We start from the raw sequence: 15,506 nt of genomic DNA, 5'->3' as shown, positions 1-15,506 counted from the left end.
ACCGGGAGCGCCCCAGGGGTGCTGATACGTCCTCGTACCTAGAGAGCCTTGAGCTCCTCGGTCACCTCGGACACGGACTTCTTCGCGTCACCGAACAGCATCGAGGTGCCCTCTGCGAAGAACAGAGGATTCTCGATTCCTGCGAAGCCCGAGGACATCGACCGCTTGAGAACGATGACCGACTTCGACTGATCGACGTTCAGGATCGGCATCCCGTGAATCGGGCTCGACGGATCGTTGCGCGCCGCCGGGTTGGTCACGTCGTTCGCACCGATGACCAACGTGACATCGGTGCGCGAGAACTCGTCGTTGATGTCGTCCATTTCCTTCATCGCGTCGTACGCGACGTCGGCCTCGGCGAGCAAGACGTTCATGTGCCCCGGCATGCGACCGGCCACGGGGTGAATGGCGTACTTGACCTCGACGCCCTTCGCCTCGAGCAGCTTGGCCATGTCCTTGACCGCATGCTGTGCCTGCGCAACGGCGAGGCCGTATCCGGGCACGACGATGACCTGGTTGGCGTATGCCATCTGGATGGCCGCATCGGCCGCGGAGGTGGCCTTCGCCGTACCCCCGGCCGCTCCCGCGGGGCCTGCGGCTGCGTCGCCGCCGCCGAATCCACCGGCGACGATTGCCGGGATGGAACGGTTCATGGCCTTGGCCATGAGGTTGGTCAGGATCGTGCCGGACGCGCCGACGATCATGCCTGCGACGATCATTGCCGTGTTGTTGAGCGCAAGACCGGCAGCCGCAGCCGACAGGCCGGTCAGAGCATTGAGCAGCGAGATCACCACCGGCATGTCTGCACCACCGATGGGCAGCACCACCGTCAGACCGAGAATGCCTGCCAACACGAGGACCGCAACGATCCACCACTGCGACACCCCGCCGCCCGGAGTGGCGTTGATGCCGATGACCACGGCAGCGGCGACCGCACCGATCAGTAGCAGGGCGTTGAGCGGCTGCTGCAACTTGCCGATCGTGATGGGCGAGCCGGGCAGCGTCTCCTGAAGCTTGAGGAAAGCGATCAGCGATCCCCAGAAGGAGATCGATCCGATGATCGCCGCGAACAGCGAGCCGATGACGATGTGCACCGTCGGCGATTCACCGTGCTTGAAGTTCGAGAACCCCGACGTGTCGAGGAACTCGGCCCAGGCGATCAGTGCGACCGTTCCACCGCCGACACCGTTGAACAGAGCCACCAGCTGTGGCATCGCGGTCATCTTGACTCGGCGAGCGGGCGGGATTCCGAGCGCGACGCCGACGACAAGACCGACGATGATCAGTATCCAATTCTCGGTGTCCCGAACGGAGATCAGCGTCGCCACGACGGCGATGAACATACCGACAGCAGCGATCTGGTTGCCGCGCACAGCGGTCTTCGGGCCGGTCAGACCCATCAGGCCGTAGATGAACATGCCGAATGCGACGACATAGAGAATGTTGACGAGATTGTCCATCAGGAGTCAGCACCCTTCGAAGCCTTGGCAGGAACGGGCTTGGACTTGAACATGCCGAGCATGCGGTCGGTGACCACGAATCCACCGATGACATTGACGGTTCCGAACACGAGTGCGACGAACAGGATGACCTGCAGGCCGATCGAGGGATCCTCCACCTTGCCGAGCACCACCAGGGCTCCGAGCACGACGATGCCGTGGATGGCATTGGTTCCCGACATCAACGGGGTGTGCAAGGTGTTGGGCACCTTGGAAATCACCGCGAAGCCGACGAACCCGGACAACACCAGGATCGCGATGTTCGCGAGCAGCGGGGTATACATCAGTTCTCCTTCTCACGTGTCACGCAGGCACCGGCGAGAACCTCGTCCGAGAAATCGGGAGCGAGCTTGCCGTCGACCAGCATGAGTTCGAGCAATGCCGAGATGTTCTTCGAGTACAGCTCGCTGGCGTGCTCGGGCATCGAGGCAGGCAGGTTCAGCGGGGAGCAGATGGTGACGTCGTGCTTGACGACGGTTTGGCCGGGCTCGGTGAGTTCACAGTTGCCGCCGGTCTCACCCGCGAGATCGACGACGACGCTGCCGGGTTTCATTCCCTCGACGGCGGCGGCCGTGACCAGCCGCGGCGCGGGGCGTCCGGGCACCAATGCCGTGGTGATGACCACGTCGAAGCCCTTGATGGCCTCTTCGAGAGCCTTCTGCTGTTGCACCCGCTCGTCCTCGGTCAGCTCGCGCGCGTATCCACCCTCACCGGCGGCGTCGATCCCCAGATCGAGCCATTGCGCGCCGACGGACCGAACCTGGTCGGCCACCTCCGGACGCACGTCGTACCCGGTGGGACGGCCGCCGAGACGCTTCGCCGTGGCGAGCGCCTGCAGCCCGGCAACGCCGACGCCCAGTACGAGGACTGTGGCGGGCTTGACGGTGCCCGCGGCGGTGGTGAGCATCGGGAAGAACCGGGTGGACTCCGACGCGGCCAACAGCACGGCCTTGTAACCGGCGACGTTGGCCTGAGAGGACAGTGCGTCCATCACCTGCGCGCGCGAGATACGCGGAATCGCCTCGACGGCGAACGCCTGTACCCCGGCCGCCTTCAACGCCCCGATGCTGTTCTCCGCGTTGCGCGGTGCCAGGAATCCGATGAGCGTCGAACCCGACGTCAACTTGGCGATCTCGGCGTCGGACGGCGGCGCGACCTTGACCACGACGTCCGCCGACCATGGATCACCGATGGTCGCGCCGGCCTCGACATACAGCTCGTCGGGGATGAGAGCGCCCAGTCCTGCACCCGATTCGACGACGATCTCGACGCCCTTGCTCGTGAGGGATGCAACGATCTTGGGCACCAGGGCGACGCGACGTTCGCCCTCCCCCGATTCCCGAACCACACCGACGACAGTCGTGGATCCCGAACTATTCTCTGCGCTCTGCGATGTATCCAAATCTCCGTCTTCCTGCGTTGAATGGTGTCCATCGATCGGCCAACGGCCTCGAACGTGCGACGAATGGACGAACCCATGCGACAAAGGCACAAGGTCCCTGATAGTAGCCAGAGGAAACAGACCGCGGGTAACCCGGAACACAGTCCGATTCGTTCTGAATCGAGTCCGTTCGGCATTCCGCAGCCACAGAACGAGCAATTGTGATGCACGTCATACAGGTCTATCGGTGATGATCGGACCCTACAGTGACATTCGTGGAATCTTGCATCTTCTGTGCCATCGTCGCGGGCGACGCTCCCGCACATCGCGTGTTCGAGAACGACCACGCGGTCGCGTTCCTCGACATTCGGCCGGTCACCCGAGGACACCTTCTCGTCGTTCCGCGTGACCATGCCACCGATCTGAACGCGACCCATCCGGACGCGGCCGCCGACGTCTTTCGCGTCGGGCACACGCTGGCGCGTGCGATGCGCCACTCGGACCTGCGCGCCGACGGGGCCAATCTCGTGATCAACGACGGCAAGGCGGCATTCCAGACGGTCTTCCACCTGCATCTGCACGTCGTGCCGCGTTGGCACCGGGATCGGCTGCGGTTCGCTGCCGGGTTCGTGACGCGCCGCCTGCGTGAGCCCGAACAGGTGGCCGACGCCGTTCGCGTCGGGTTGACTCGGCTCGACGGCGACGCGACGGCATGAAGCTGTTCCTGTCGTCGTATCGATTCGGCGGCCACGCCGATGCTTTCGTCGACCTCACCGGACCGCCGTCCGATCTCGCCGTGATCGCGAACGCGGCCGACGCATGGCCGGCAGCCGCTCGGGAGTCCTCGCTCAGAAGTGAGTTCGGACCGCTGCGCGCCCTCGGGTATCGGCCCGCGGAGTTGGATCTGCGCCACTACGTAGATCGACCCGCCGCGTTCGAGCGCGCACTCGACCGCTTCGGTGCAGTCTGGGTTCGTGGGGGCAACACCTTCGTCCTGCGCGCTCAGCTCGCTCGCTCGGGCGCAGACGAGATTCTGTCCGAGCGCATTCGACACGACTCCCTCGTCTACGGCGGCTACAGCGCAGGCGCGTGCGTGGCAGCGCCGTCGCTGGCCGGAGTCGAGGATGCGGACGACCCCGACGAAGTTCGGCCCGCTACCGGCGTCGATCCGGTGTGGAGCGGACTGGATCTGGTGACGTTCTCGATGGTGCCTCACCTGAATTCGATTCTCGACGAGAACGATTCGGGGTCTGCGACTCTGCAGCGCCTACACAGCGCCGGTATCGCCTGTCATGGGTTGACCGACGATCAAGCCATCGTCGTCGATGAGTCGGGAACGCGATTTCTCGGCCGTTGAAATTCGTTCATCCCAGGCGAGCAAGTGGAGCGAGCCGATCGAGCGAGGACCACGCCAACGCGCATCGTCGGGCGGTCATCTCGTCCGCTTCGAGAACGAGCATGTCGAACAGCTCACGAGGGGCGTGCCGCCACGAGTCGGCGATCTTCGCGATGGTCGCTCGCTCGAACAACCCGGACTGTGTCAACGCCTGCACCCACTCGTCGATCTCGCCTCGGTGAATGCGCTCGATGGTGTCGTATTCGATTCCGCCCCCGAGAAATTCGTACGAGAACATCGCGGCCACGTAGTTCCAGGAGTCACTTCCGGGATCGATCATGGTGCAGCCTCCTTGTCGACTCGCACCGCATGGGGTGCGAGGTTCGCTGCGCTGGACGCTAGCGCGAAAAACTACAAATTTGCGTGTCGACGACGCATCGATCTGGTAACGCCTGAGGCTGGTGTTACTGATGTGACTACTTCCGTCGATTGCGCACGCCGGTGTGTACCGGGTGGGTAGAGTCCGCGTTCGTGCGCACTCGAGCCGTTGCAGCGTCGGTCGCGGCGATCGTCTGCGTTCTGACCGGGTGCTCGAACACACCGGGCACCGAGACCGATCCGGATCCATCCGAGACGGCCGGCCGGCCGGTCACCGAAGAACTCTTCGTTGGTGAGTGTGGGTCGATGGACGACACGGAACTCCAGGCAATCACGAAGATATCCGACCTCACGGTGGTGTCCGAGAACGCAATTCGCTGTCGATGGGAATCCGCGAGCGGAGCGTACGCGATGTTCACCTGGTACCGCGGCAGCCCGATCGACCGAGAGAGTTCCGTGGCCGAAGCTGTCGGCCGCACCATCCAGCGCATCGACGTGAACGGCCACCCCGGATTCACCGCGGCTGCGTCCGGCGCGTCGTGCGAGGCCGGTGTCGAGAACGGTGACGGCTTCGTGCATTGGTCCGTCAACTACATCGTCGACGGCCCCCGAGACTCCTGCGACGTGGTCGAGGATCTGGCCAGAACCACGATCTCGACGGCGAAGTGACTCGACCATGACGTTCCCCTCCGCACATTCGGTCCGTCGCGTGCTCGCCGCTGCCCTCGTCACGGCCGCCGTCGGCACCGGATGCACCACCACGGTGACCGGCACGGCGATGCCCGCTCGATCGGATGTGAGCGGACAATTCGACAAGCTGCTGGAGGAATGTATCGCCGTCCCGGATCCCACCATCGCCGAGACAGTGGGGGCCGATCTCGTCGATCAGTATTTCTACGGCGCGGTGTGCATGTGGACCGGCATCGGAGCCGGCGGACTCGTCGACGTGACCTTCGCCTGGTTCGAAGACGATGCGCTCACGCGCGAGCGCGAACTGGCCGGTCGGCTCGGCTACGCGACCGAGGATGTCGACGTTGCGGGCACCACCGCGTTCCTGTCGAGGCGACCAGCCGACCCGTCGTCCTGCGGGATCAGCGCGGCATACTCGGGAGTCATCAGCTGGTGGGTGCAGTACCGAGGCGGCACTCCGGTCGATCCGTGCGCCGCCGCAACCGAACTCGCAGAACTGACGCTGCAACGCAACCAGTGACTCACGTCCGTGACAGACTCGAGTGTCGACGGTCACATTTTCGACGTGAGGAGACCGAGATGTCGGTGACGACCGATGCAGATGCCCGCCTGAGCCAGCTCGAATCACTTCTTTCACCCGGAGCGGTGCTCACCGACCCGGACATCACCGAGGGCTACCGACGCGACTGGGCAAAGGATCCCGACGCGGGCACCCCGCTGGCCGTCGTGCGCGCACAGTCCACCGAGGACGTTCGAGCCGTCATGCGCTGGGCCACCGAGCACAACGTGGCGGTCGTCCCACGCGGTGCAGGATCGGGTTTGTCCGGTGGGGCCACCGCCGTGGACGGCGGAATCGTGCTCACCACGGAGTTGATGCGAGAAATCACCGTAGATCCGGTGACCCGCATCGCCGTCGTACAACCCGGACTGCTCAACGCCGAGGTCAAGAAGGCCGTCGCGGAACACGGTCTCTGGTACCCACCGGATCCGTCGTCGTTCGAGATGTGCTCCATCGGAGGCAATGCGGCCACCAACGCGGGCGGACTGTGCTGCGTGAAGTACGGCGTCACCACCGATTACGTTCTCGGACTCGAAGTCGTCCTGGCCGATGGCACCGCCGTCCGACTCGGCGGACCCCGCCTGAAAGATGTTGCAGGCCTTTCCCTTGCAAAGCTGTTCGTCGGATCCGAGGGCACCCTGGGCATCATCACCGAGATCACACTGCGGCTGATTCCGGCGCAACCTCCCGCCAGTACGGTGGTCGCTTCGTTCGCGTCGGTGCACGACGCAACCGCGGCAATTCTCGCCATCACCCGCAACTTGCGGCCGTCGATGCTCGAATTCATGGATCGCGCATCCATCAATGCCGTCGAGGACGCCATGAACATGGGACTCGATCGCGAGGCAGCGGCAATGCTCATCGCTCGGTCCGACTCCCCCGGTGCCGACCGAGGGCGCGAAATCGAGATCATGGCGACGGCATGTACCGAGGCCGGTGCCTCGGATGTCTTCACCACGGACGACCCCGACGAGGGCGAGGCCTTCGCTGCCGCCAGGCGATTCGCCATTCCCGCGGTCGAGCGACTCGGCAGCCTGCTGCTCGAGGACGTCGGCGTTCCACTGCCCGCACTCCCCGCCCTCGTCGACGGAATCGCCGACCTGTCCGCGAAATACGACGTACTGGTTGCCGTCATCGCGCACGCCGGTGACGGCAACACTCACCCTCTGATCGTCTTCGACCCCGAGGACGTGGATATGACGCGTCGCGCCAACATCGCCTTCGGCGCAATCATGGATCTCGCAATTTCGTTGGGCGGGACCATCACCGGCGAACACGGTGTCGGTCGTCTCAAGAAGGCCTGGCTGCCCGATCAGGTCGGCGAGGACGTCATGGAGCTGACCCGCCGCATCAAGACCGCACTCGATCCGGCGGGCATCCTCAACCCCGGTGCTGTGCTGTGAGCAGAGCGGCTGACGCCGCACGTGCGCGGAACTTCGTAGCAGGGGTCGAACTTCCGCGCACGACCCCGAGTCAGCCGACGAACCCGTCCGCCACGGTCAGTACCTCGTCGAGGATTTCCAGTCCCTGACGAATCTCGTCCTCGGACGTCGTCAGCGGCGGCGCGATCTGGAGGCGGTTGCCCGACACGAACGGCCACAGGCCACGGGATTTCGCCGCGGCGGTCACAGTGCCCATTGCCGCTGCGTCCTTGCCCGACGCGGCGAACGGCACCAACGGCTCTCTGGTCGTGCCGTCCTTGACCAGCTCGACGGCCCAGAAGAATCCTTTGCCGCGCACCTCGCCCACGCTCGGGTGAGATTCGGCCAGCTTCGAAAGGCCCGCACCCAGCACGTCCTCCCCCACATGACGCACGTGCGGCAGGATCTTGTCGCGCTCGAACACTCCGATGGACGCCACGCCCGCGGCACACCCGAGTACGTGCCCGGAGTAGGTCAACCCGCCTGGATACGGCTTGTGATCGAACTGCGAGGCGATCTTCTCCGAGATGACCACCCCGCCGAGGGGCACGTATCCGGAGTTGACGCCCTTGGCGAACGTGATCAGATCCGGTGTCACATCCCAGGCCTGGCACGCGAACCATTCGCCGATTCGCCCGAACCCGACCATGACTTCATCGGCGATGTAGACGATTCCGTACTTGTCGCACAGTGCCCGAACGCCGGCCAGATATCCGGGCGGCGGGATCAGCACACCGTTGGTGCCGATGACCGATTCGAGGATCAGTCCGGCGATGTTCTGTGCACCCTCGAGCACGATGACCTGTTCGAGGTGTGCCAGTGCTGCGGCCGTCTCGTCCTCGGGAGTCGTTGTCCCCCAAGGCGACCGATACGGATACGGCCCGAAGAAGCGTACGACGTCGACGTTGGTCGGTTCGGTGCCCCACCGCCGCGGCTCACCGGTGAGACCGATCGCAACTCCGGTTCCACCGTGGTAGGAGCGATACGCGGCAAGCATCTTCGTACGCCCGGTGTGTTGTCGCGCCAGCCGCACCGCATGCTCGACGGCTTCTGCGCCACCGGTCGTGAAGAACACGCGGTTCAGATCACCCGGCGCGCGTTCGGCGATCAACGCGGCGAGTTCACTGCGTTTGTTGTTGGCCACGGTGGGAGAAATGGTCGTCAGAACCTGGGCTTGTTCGACGATGGCGGCAACGACGTCGGGGTGTTGATGCCCGAGATTGACGTTGACCAACTGCGACGAGAAGTCCAGGTACCTGTTTCCCTTGTCGTCCCAGAACCACGATCCCGTCGCACCCTCGACGGTGATCGGATTCAGCTCGGCCTGCGCTGCCCAGGAGTAGAACACGTGATCCATCTACTTGCAGCCTTCCTCCAGTGTGACCTCCATCGGAGCGTACGACTCACCGGTGACGTCCGCACCGTCGGCCTTCGACAAATCCAGCGCCTCCTTGACGTACGCATTCGTGTAGGGATCAACAGTCGGCACAGAGGATCCCTCGGCGTTCTGCCTGGACTTCGCGCAGTCATCTGGGACGAAACCCCGTCCCGCACGTGTGGGAGTCGGTGCCACCACCGAAGCCTGATCGAGAACACCGGTCACGACGTAGCCGTCACGGACTTGCGGATCTGCGGAATGATGCTCTCTCCGTACGCTTCCAGCGTGGCAGCCTTGGCGTCGTGCTGAAGGTAGACCGAGAACTGGTCGACGCCGAGTGTCTCCAGCTCCTTCAGCTTGGCGATGTGATCGGCCGGGGTGCCCAGTAGACAGAACCTGTCGATCACCTCGTTCGGAACGAATTCTGCGTGCGAGTTTCCTGCTCGACCGTGCTCGTTGTAGTCGTACCCGGTACGTGCTGCGATGTAGTCGGTGAGAGCCTGTGGAACACCACCGCCATCGCCGCCGTAGCGCGAGACGATGTCGGCGACGTGATTGCCGACCATCCCGCCGAACCACCGACATTGGTCGCGGGCATGTTCGAGGCCGGCCTCGGTACCGTCGGTGACGTAGGCGGGCGCTGCCACGCAGATCGAGATCGAATCCGGATCGCGACCCGCCTGCTCTGCCGCAGCACGCACTCGGCCGATCGTCCAGGCAGCAATATCCGGATCGGCCAACTGCAGGATGAAGCCGTCCGCAACCTGCCCGGTGAGCTCGAGCGCTTTCGGTCCGTAGGCCGCGACCCACACCTCGAGCTTCGAGTGCTCCGCCCACGGAAACTGCACCGTCGTCTCACCCACCCGGGCACTGCGCCCGTTGGCAAGACTGCGGATCACCTCGATCGAGTCTCGAAGCGAGGCAAGCGTTGTCGGCTTACCTCCGAGAGCGCGGACCGCGGAGTCGCCTCGACCGATGCCGCACACGGTTCGATTGCCGAACATGTCGTTGAGTGTCGCGAACGTCGACGCCGTCACGGTCCAGTCGCGGGTAGCCGGATTGGTGACCATCGGGCCCACGGTCACGCGCCTGGTCGCAGCCAGAATCTGACTGTAGATGACGTACGGCTCCTGCCACAGCAAATGCGAATCGAACGTCCATACGTGCGAAAACCCATGTGTCTCGGCTTGCCTCGCCAGATCGATCACCCGGGACGCCGGCGGATTACACTGCAGCACTACCCCGATGTCCATGGCTCAGATCAGATTCTGCGACAGGTCGCGTCGGACGAAACGGCCGTGTCCCGCAGTACCGGAATACGATCCGCTGTCGACGATGATCCGGCCACGCGAGATCACGGTGTCCACATGGCCATCGATCTCGAAACCCTCGTAGGCGGAGTAGTCCATGTTCATGTGGTGGGTCTTCTCGACTCCGATGCTGGTATGCCCGTTCGGATCGTAAATCACGATGTCGGCGTCGGCTCCTGGGCTGATGACGCCCTTCTTCGGGTACATGCCGAACATCCTGGCCGGGGTTGTGCAGCAGACGTCGACCCATTTCTCGAGAGTGATCTTGCCGCTCTTGACGCCCTGGAACATCAGATCGATGCGATGTTCCACCGAGCCGATCCCGTTGGGGATCTTCGAGAAGTCGCCGATACCCATCTCCTTCTGGTCTTTCATACAGAACGGGCAGTGGTCGGTACTGACGGTTGCCACGTCTCCGGTACGCAGGTATCGCCACAACTCGTCCTGATGACCCTCGGCCCGCGACCGCAGAGGCGTCGAACAGACCCACTTGGCACCCTCGAAGCCCGGTGCGCCGAGCTGTTCCTCGAGCGACAGGTACAGGTACTGCGGACAGGTCTCGGCAAACACGTTCTGCCCGTTGCCCCGAGCCTGCGCGATCTGCTCGAGAGCTTGCTTGGCAGAGACGTGCACGACGTAGAGCGGTGCACCGGTCACATTGGCCAGCATGATGGCTCTGTGCGTCGCCTCCTCCTCGAGCTGCCACGGCCGAGACGTGCCGTGGAAGTACGGGGCCGTGTCTCCCCGCGCGATCGACTGAGCAACGAGCACGTCGATCGCGATTCCGTTCTCCGCATGCATCATCAGCAGTGCACCCGTTTCGGCAGCGGACTGCATCGCCCGCAGAATCTTGCCGTCGTCGGAGTAGAACACGCCCGGATACGCCATGAAGAGTTTGAAGCTGGTGACGCCCTCGGATACCAACTCGCTCATGGCTTTCAGCGAATCGTCGGTGACGTCGCCGATGATCTGATGGAAGCCGTAGTCGACGGCGCACTGCCCCGCGGCCTTCTCGTGCCATTGCGCCAGAGTGTCCTGGACGCGTTGTCCGGGGGTCTGAATAGCGAAGTCCACGATCGTCGTCGTGCCACCCCACGCCGCGGCGCGCGTTCCGGTCTCGAAGGTATCGGACGCGAAAGTGCCACCGAACGGCATCTCCATGTGCGTGTGACCGTCGACCCCACCGGGAATGACGTACTTTCCGGTCGCGTCGACGACGGTGTCAGCAGAGGTCTTCAGGTCCGCAGCCAGAGAGACCGATCCCGGTGCCAGCACGGCGACGATGGTTTCGCCGTCGATGAGCACATCCAATTCCTGTGCGACGGTGGTGGATACCACGGTTCCACCGTGCACGAAGGTGGTGGCCATCAGGGTTCCACCAATGGGCCGTATGCATCGGGTCTGCGGTCACGATAGAAGGCCCACCGGTCGCGGACCACCTTGATCAGGTCCATGTCGAGGTCGCGAACGACTATTTCGGATTCGGAATCCGAGGCCACCTCGCCGACGAATTTGCCCTCGGGGTCCACGAAATAGCTGGTCCCGTAGAAGTCGTCGTCGCCGTATTCGGATTCGATTCCGACGCGATTGATCGCGCCTACGTAATATTCGTTGGCCACTGCCGAAGCGGGTTGTTCGAGCTTCCACAGGTAGTTCGAGAGTCCCCGCGAGGTGGCCGAGGGATTGAATACGATTTCGGCCCCGGCGAGGCCGAGCGCACGCCAGCCTTCGGGAAAGTGCCTGTCGTAGCAGATGTAGACACCGATTCGGCCGACCGCCGTATCGAACACCGGCCACCCCAGATTGCCGGGGCGAAAGTAGAACTTCTCCCAGAATCCGTTCACGTGCGGGATGTGGTGTTTTCGATACTTGCCGAGATAAGTGCCGTCGGCATCGACCACGGCCGCGGTGTTGTAGAGGAGTCCGGGCTGTTCCTGCTCGTAGACGGGCAGGATCATCACGATGCCGAGTTCTTTCGCCAACGCGGCGAAACGGTCAACGGTCGGCCCTGGTACCGATTCAGCGTAATCGTAGAATTTCGCGTCCTGCAATTGGCAGAAGTACGGGCCGTAGAAAAGTTCTTGGAAGCAGACGACTTTCGCGCCCTGCTCGGCGGCGGACCGAGCAAACCCCTCGTGTGCCGCGATCATCGATTCTTTGTCACCGGTCCACGTGCTTTGGACCAGAGCAGCTCGAACTGTGGACATCATTGGCACTCCATCTCTCGCTGGCTTGCACCCTCGAGAATATTTTGCGCCGTGTTACGGGGTCGTTCGGCCGGTTTCGTATGTATTAATCGTCGGAACTGTTTTCATGACTGTGGAAGGAGTGCGCGCACGGTTTCGATGGTGTCCGCGGTGGCGAGGTTCTTGTCAGGGCGGTATCGCAGTACTCGCGCGAATCGCAGGGCCACACCGCCCGGGTAACGCGGGCTGACCTGCACGCCGTCGAGTTCGATTTCCACGATCAGTTCGGGGCGCAGGTATACGGTGTGCTCGTCGCGCTCTCGCTCGTGTTTCGGGAATTCGTCGGTCTGCCACTGCAACAGCACGTCGGTCAGGCCTTTGAAGGTCTTACCGACCATGATCGGGTCACCTCCGTCGGGATCGCGAGCTCCGAGGTGCAGGTTCGACAGGTAGCCGGTGCGACGCCCGTATCCCCACTCGGCTCCGAGGACGACGAGATCGAGAGTGCGCTCGGGCTTGACCTTCTGCCAGCTCTTTCCGCGGCGGCCTGCGGCGTACGGTGCACCGAGAGCTTTGAGCATCACTCCTTCGTGCCCGGCGTCGAGTGCAGCGTCGAAGTGGGCCGCCGCCTCGTCCGCATCGGGCCGTACGGCACTGGGAATTCGGTGCCCCGGTGCCACTCGGTCCAGTGCAGCCAGCCGCTGCTCCAGCGGGGAATCGAGCAAGTCGACACCGTCGAGGTGCAGACAGTCGAAGAAATAGGGCTGCAGCAGGAGCTCGTGTGCGCTCTCGGCACCGAATCGGCTCATCGTTTCCTGGAAAGGCCTGGGCCGCCCGCTGTCTTCGAGTGCAAGGGTCTCCCCGTCCAGGACCACCGAATCGCACGGCAGCTCGAGAACCAGGTCCACCAGCTCGGGCACGCTCGCGGTGATGTCGCGCAGAGTCCGCGTGTAGATGCTCACGTCGGTTCCGGAGCGGTGCACCTGAATTCGCGCACCGTCGAGCTTGTATTCGACGGTGAGGTCGCCGGACAATTGTTCCCACGCAGCGTGTAGAGACTCCGCGGGAGAGGCAAGCATCGGCCGAACCGGGCGACCGACCTCGAGCCGGAATGCATCCAGCGCGTCGACGCCACCGGTGATGGCGGCAATGGCCGTCGCGGGCAAACGACCCGAGAGCATGAACGCTCGACGTACCGGAGCCTGCGGCAGGTTGGTGGCCGCGGCAACAGCGTCGACCATGATTCCCTCGAGCGCGCCCTGACGCAGCTCGCCGGTGACGAGGCGGATCAGAAACTGACGCTCCTCGGCTGTACTTCGGGAGAACAGGTCGGTGAGTATCGCTACCCGCCGCGCAGCAGAACCGGCCCCCGACGTCGCCGCGACCGAGGATATGGCCTCGTCCACCTCGGCAACCGTCAGCGTCGAGTCGGCAGCGGACGTCACGTCGAGATCGGCCAGCGTGCGCCAGCCGACCCCTATCCGCCCCTGCGGCAACTCCCCCGACAGCCAGGACACGGCGGGCTCGATGTCACCGGCATCGGCCTCGGCGAGCAGGGCACCGATCTGCTCGATCTTGACTTTTCGTGAGCGCGTCGCGGCCACGGCACGGGACGTTTCGACGATCCTGGACATCAACACCCATCGAACATAACCGCACCTACCGACAGGTTGCTGACATCCAATTGTTATCGGTGTGACTCGAGCGACCGGTGTTCTTGCTGTTACGTTCGATTCATGTCAGCAACGTCCGTGCGGCAAAACGCACGAGCGACGTGTCAGCTGAATCCGAGAACGCGGTCGCCCCACGCAGCGCGCATGTCGCCGTCGGGGTCGTCGACGAGGGTGTCGGATGCATCGATCACCAGCGTCCAGCGCGTCTTCTCGGTGTACGGAGCCCAGTGCTTGGACGCATCCAGTGCGGCGGGAACGCCGTACCGCGCGAAGGCGAGCCAGCGTCTCTGCATCCGCGCGGACACCGCCATTGCCGGCTTTCGGCCACCGAGCCAGAAGGTGGGATCTCGGTTGAGTGTTCCGAAATTGCCGAATACATACGGCAGTTCGGTCGCGTGTCCGGCTCCCACCCGTGCAGCCTTGAGCATCGGCGTCGCATGATCGAATCGGTACATCCACGTCGGCGAATGCCTGCTGTGTCCGTCGGCGATCCACACGCTCGGCATCAGGAATCCAGCATCGCGCGACATCGCTTGTGCCCCAGCCGGTTTGTCTCGGTCCGGGTATGCCGCCATGATCTCGGCAACCCGATAGGCAGGCAGATCCGCGTGGTCGTGGGCGATGGCGCGGAACATTTCGGACACGGTGTCGGAGGTGATCGGCATCAGAGGAGACTTCATGAATCGGAAGATCGAGGGCTCGTCGTGGTTGGTGCCGATGATCAACGGAATCCTGTGCGAGAGACCCTTCTGGAATGCCGCTACGGGGTAACGCGGGACGATGTCACCGTCGACCACAGGCGAAAGTCCGAGTGTTCCAGGCACTCTCGTCGGAACCTCGTAGCAGAGTGTGTCACCCGCGGTCACCAGCTTCGTGAAGTGCATGTCGAACAGTTCGCCGATGTCTTCCCGGTCGACACCCACCAACTCCAGGAACCTCGCCGCCACCGCGGCACCCCGATCGGGGCCGTACACCGACGTCGCAGGCGCGCTCTGCACAATGGCTCGCTGAAAAAGCCCCTCGGCCTTCGGAGAGGTCATCAACGTGGTGACCGACGCTCCCCCGGAGGATTCGCCGAACACCGTCACCTGATCGGGATCGCCGCCGAACGCAGAGATGCATTCGCGGACCCATTCGAGCGCGGCAATCTGGTCCCGCAACCCCAGGTTGGTCTCGAACGTGTGCTCGTCGGTGGAGAACGAGGACAGGTCGAGGAACCCGAACGCGCCGAGACGAAAATTGATGGTCACCACCACCACGTCGCCGTTCTCGCTGAGGTTTCTCCCGTCGTAGACCCGCTGGGCGGACGATCCGAGCGAGTACGCACCACCGTGGATCCACACCAGCACCGGGCGCAGTTCCCCCTCGGGACGGGGAGCCCAGACGTTGAGCGAAAGGCAGTCCTCGGAAATAGACAACGACGGATCGATGGGCACCGGACTGTCACGCCCCTGCGGAGCCATCGCGCCGAACTCGAGTCCGTCGAGCACACCGGACCAGGGCTGCAGCGGGCGCGGAGCCCTGAATCGAAGTGTCCCGACCGGAGGCGTCGCATAGGGAATACCCCGCCAGGCCACGATCGGCGACGAGTCGGCGGCGACCGGGTAGCCCAGGACGTCGCCGTAGGGCGTGCTCACACGCACGGTGGAGTCGGACGCTGTCGAGCCGGACGCGTTGACCATCGAACCTCCCGTT

At 63.8% G+C, this 15,506-nt stretch carries 16 protein-coding genes; 5 read left to right on the top strand and 11 right to left on the bottom strand.

Annotated elements, in window-relative coordinates; all coding sequences use genetic code 11:
• Nucleotides 1-38 precede the first annotated feature (38 nt).
• The 3 genes from AABD04_RS08505 to AABD04_RS08495 are packed head-to-tail and all read right to left on the bottom strand — an operon-like array spanning nucleotide 39 to nucleotide 2,901.
• Nucleotides 39-1,460, bottom strand: coding sequence for an NAD(P)(+) transhydrogenase (Re/Si-specific) subunit beta (locus tag AABD04_RS08505; RefSeq protein WP_243610868.1), 1,422 nt, complete (start codon nucleotides 1,458-1,460; stop codon nucleotides 39-41).
• Complete coding sequence (locus AABD04_RS08500) at nucleotides 1,460-1,783, bottom strand: NAD(P) transhydrogenase subunit alpha part 2 (RefSeq protein ID WP_243597072.1); 324 nt, start codon at nucleotides 1,781-1,783, stop codon at nucleotides 1,460-1,462. Before AABD04_RS08500 ends, AABD04_RS08505 begins: the two co-directional genes overlap by 1 nt.
• Complete coding sequence (locus AABD04_RS08495) at nucleotides 1,783-2,901, bottom strand: Re/Si-specific NAD(P)(+) transhydrogenase subunit alpha (RefSeq protein ID WP_341440883.1); 1,119 nt, start codon at nucleotides 2,899-2,901, stop codon at nucleotides 1,783-1,785. Before AABD04_RS08495 ends, AABD04_RS08500 begins: the two co-directional genes overlap by 1 nt.
• Before the next feature lie 254 nt (nucleotides 2,902-3,155).
• Here AABD04_RS08495 and AABD04_RS08490 point away from each other — a divergent pair, with 254 nt between their 5' ends.
• Both AABD04_RS08490 and AABD04_RS08485 read left to right on the top strand, forming a co-directional pair.
• On the top strand, nucleotides 3,156-3,596 hold the full coding sequence (locus AABD04_RS08490) for an HIT family protein (RefSeq protein WP_341440882.1): 441 nt from the start codon (nucleotides 3,156-3,158) through the stop codon (nucleotides 3,594-3,596).
• On the top strand, nucleotides 3,593-4,237 hold the full coding sequence (locus AABD04_RS08485) for a Type 1 glutamine amidotransferase-like domain-containing protein (protein WP_341440881.1): 645 nt from the start codon (nucleotides 3,593-3,595) through the stop codon (nucleotides 4,235-4,237). The genes AABD04_RS08490 and AABD04_RS08485 overlap by 4 nt, the downstream gene beginning before the upstream one ends.
• Nucleotides 4,238-4,244: 7 nt before the next feature.
• On the opposite strand, the gene AABD04_RS08480 is transcribed toward AABD04_RS08485, so the two are convergent.
• Nucleotides 4,245-4,556 carry a hypothetical protein gene (locus tag AABD04_RS08480; protein ID WP_341440880.1) on the bottom strand — a complete coding sequence of 104 codons (312 nt, stop codon included), beginning with the start codon at nucleotides 4,554-4,556 and terminating at the stop codon, nucleotides 4,245-4,247.
• 191 nt (nucleotides 4,557-4,747) lie between these two features.
• Between AABD04_RS08480 and AABD04_RS08475 the strand changes: the two genes are divergently transcribed.
• Genes AABD04_RS08475 through AABD04_RS08465 form a run of 3 tightly spaced genes read left to right on the top strand, consistent with a single transcriptional unit; the run spans nucleotide 4,748 to nucleotide 7,246 of the window.
• Nucleotides 4,748-5,263 carry a DUF3558 domain-containing protein gene (locus tag AABD04_RS08475; protein WP_341440879.1) on the top strand — a complete coding sequence of 172 codons (516 nt, stop codon included), beginning with the start codon at nucleotides 4,748-4,750 and terminating at the stop codon, nucleotides 5,261-5,263.
• Between the two features lie 7 nt (nucleotides 5,264-5,270).
• On the top strand, nucleotides 5,271-5,804 hold the full coding sequence (locus tag AABD04_RS08470) for a DUF3558 domain-containing protein (protein ID WP_341440878.1): 534 nt from the start codon (nucleotides 5,271-5,273) through the stop codon (nucleotides 5,802-5,804).
• A gap of 59 nt (nucleotides 5,805-5,863) precedes the next feature.
• The gene (locus AABD04_RS08465; protein ID WP_341440877.1) at nucleotides 5,864-7,246 is read left to right on the top strand and encodes an FAD-binding oxidoreductase; all 1,383 of its coding nucleotides are present in this window, start codon (nucleotides 5,864-5,866) and stop codon (nucleotides 7,244-7,246) included.
• 70 nt (nucleotides 7,247-7,316) lie between these two features.
• Here the strand turns inward: AABD04_RS08465 and AABD04_RS08460 are convergent, their stop codons facing one another.
• The 7 genes from AABD04_RS08460 to AABD04_RS08430 all read right to left on the bottom strand — a co-directional run bounded on the left by AABD04_RS08460 (nucleotide 7,317) and on the right by AABD04_RS08430 (nucleotide 15,493).
• Nucleotides 7,317-8,621 (bottom strand): aspartate aminotransferase family protein, encoded by a 1,305-nt coding sequence (locus tag AABD04_RS08460; RefSeq protein WP_341440876.1) that lies wholly within the window; start codon nucleotides 8,619-8,621, stop codon nucleotides 7,317-7,319.
• Nucleotides 8,622-8,753: a hypothetical protein gene (locus AABD04_RS08455; protein ID WP_341440875.1), complete on the bottom strand. Its 132-nt coding sequence runs from the start codon at nucleotides 8,751-8,753 to the stop codon at nucleotides 8,622-8,624.
• 110 nt (nucleotides 8,754-8,863) lie between these two features.
• On the bottom strand, nucleotides 8,864-9,895 hold the full coding sequence (locus tag AABD04_RS08450) for a TIGR03842 family LLM class F420-dependent oxidoreductase (RefSeq protein ID WP_243610862.1): 1,032 nt from the start codon (nucleotides 9,893-9,895) through the stop codon (nucleotides 8,864-8,866).
• 3 nt (nucleotides 9,896-9,898) lie between these two features.
• Nucleotides 9,899-11,320 carry a dihydropyrimidinase gene (gene hydA, locus AABD04_RS08445; RefSeq protein WP_341440874.1) on the bottom strand — a complete coding sequence of 474 codons (1,422 nt, stop codon included), beginning with the start codon at nucleotides 11,318-11,320 and terminating at the stop codon, nucleotides 9,899-9,901.
• Complete coding sequence (locus tag AABD04_RS08440) at nucleotides 11,320-12,159, bottom strand: nitrilase-related carbon-nitrogen hydrolase (protein WP_243597139.1); 840 nt, start codon at nucleotides 12,157-12,159, stop codon at nucleotides 11,320-11,322. Before AABD04_RS08440 ends, hydA begins: the two co-directional genes overlap by 1 nt.
• A gap of 104 nt (nucleotides 12,160-12,263) precedes the next feature.
• Nucleotides 12,264-13,778 (bottom strand): ATP-dependent DNA ligase, encoded by a 1,515-nt coding sequence (locus AABD04_RS08435; RefSeq protein WP_341440873.1) that lies wholly within the window; start codon nucleotides 13,776-13,778, stop codon nucleotides 12,264-12,266.
• A gap of 137 nt (nucleotides 13,779-13,915) precedes the next feature.
• A complete protein-coding gene (locus AABD04_RS08430) occupies nucleotides 13,916-15,493 on the bottom strand; it encodes a carboxylesterase/lipase family protein (RefSeq protein ID WP_341442987.1) in 1,578 nt (525 codons plus the stop codon).
• Between the last annotated feature and the right edge of the window lie 13 nt (nucleotides 15,494-15,506).

This window comes from Rhodococcoides navarretei (assembly GCF_038069675.1).
Classification (GTDB): Bacteria; Actinomycetota; Actinomycetes; order Mycobacteriales; family Mycobacteriaceae; genus Rhodococcoides; species Rhodococcoides navarretei.
The sequence above is the reverse complement of the archived record's forward strand: the minus strand, read 5'-3'. Positions and strand labels throughout refer to the sequence as shown.

Excerpts from the sequence above, each read along its gene's own strand:
- AABD04_RS08505 (WP_243610868.1), bottom strand. The coding sequence starts at position 1,460 with ATGGACAATCTCGTCAACATTCTCTATGTCGTCGCATTCGGCATGTTC.
- AABD04_RS08500 (WP_243597072.1), bottom strand. The coding sequence starts at position 1,783 with ATGTATACCCCGCTGCTCGCGAACATCGCGATCCTGGTGTTGTCCGGG.
- AABD04_RS08485 (WP_341440881.1), top strand. The coding sequence starts at position 3,593 with ATGAAGCTGTTCCTGTCGTCGTATCGATTCGGCGGCCACGCCGATGCT.
- AABD04_RS08480 (WP_341440880.1), bottom strand. The coding sequence starts at position 4,556 with ATGATCGATCCCGGAAGTGACTCCTGGAACTACGTGGCCGCGATGTTC.
- AABD04_RS08470 (WP_341440878.1), top strand. The coding sequence starts at position 5,271 with ATGACGTTCCCCTCCGCACATTCGGTCCGTCGCGTGCTCGCCGCTGCC.
- AABD04_RS08465 (WP_341440877.1), top strand. The coding sequence starts at position 5,864 with ATGTCGGTGACGACCGATGCAGATGCCCGCCTGAGCCAGCTCGAATCA.
- AABD04_RS08460 (WP_341440876.1), bottom strand. The coding sequence starts at position 8,621 with ATGGATCACGTGTTCTACTCCTGGGCAGCGCAGGCCGAGCTGAATCCG.
- AABD04_RS08450 (WP_243610862.1), bottom strand. The coding sequence starts at position 9,895 with ATGGACATCGGGGTAGTGCTGCAGTGTAATCCGCCGGCGTCCCGGGTG.
- hydA (WP_341440874.1), bottom strand. The coding sequence starts at position 11,320 with ATGGCCACCACCTTCGTGCACGGTGGAACCGTGGTATCCACCACCGTC.
- AABD04_RS08440 (WP_243597139.1), bottom strand. The coding sequence starts at position 12,159 with ATGTCCACAGTTCGAGCTGCTCTGGTCCAAAGCACGTGGACCGGTGAC.
- AABD04_RS08430 (WP_341442987.1), bottom strand. The coding sequence starts at position 15,493 with ATGGTCAACGCGTCCGGCTCGACAGCGTCCGACTCCACCGTGCGTGTG.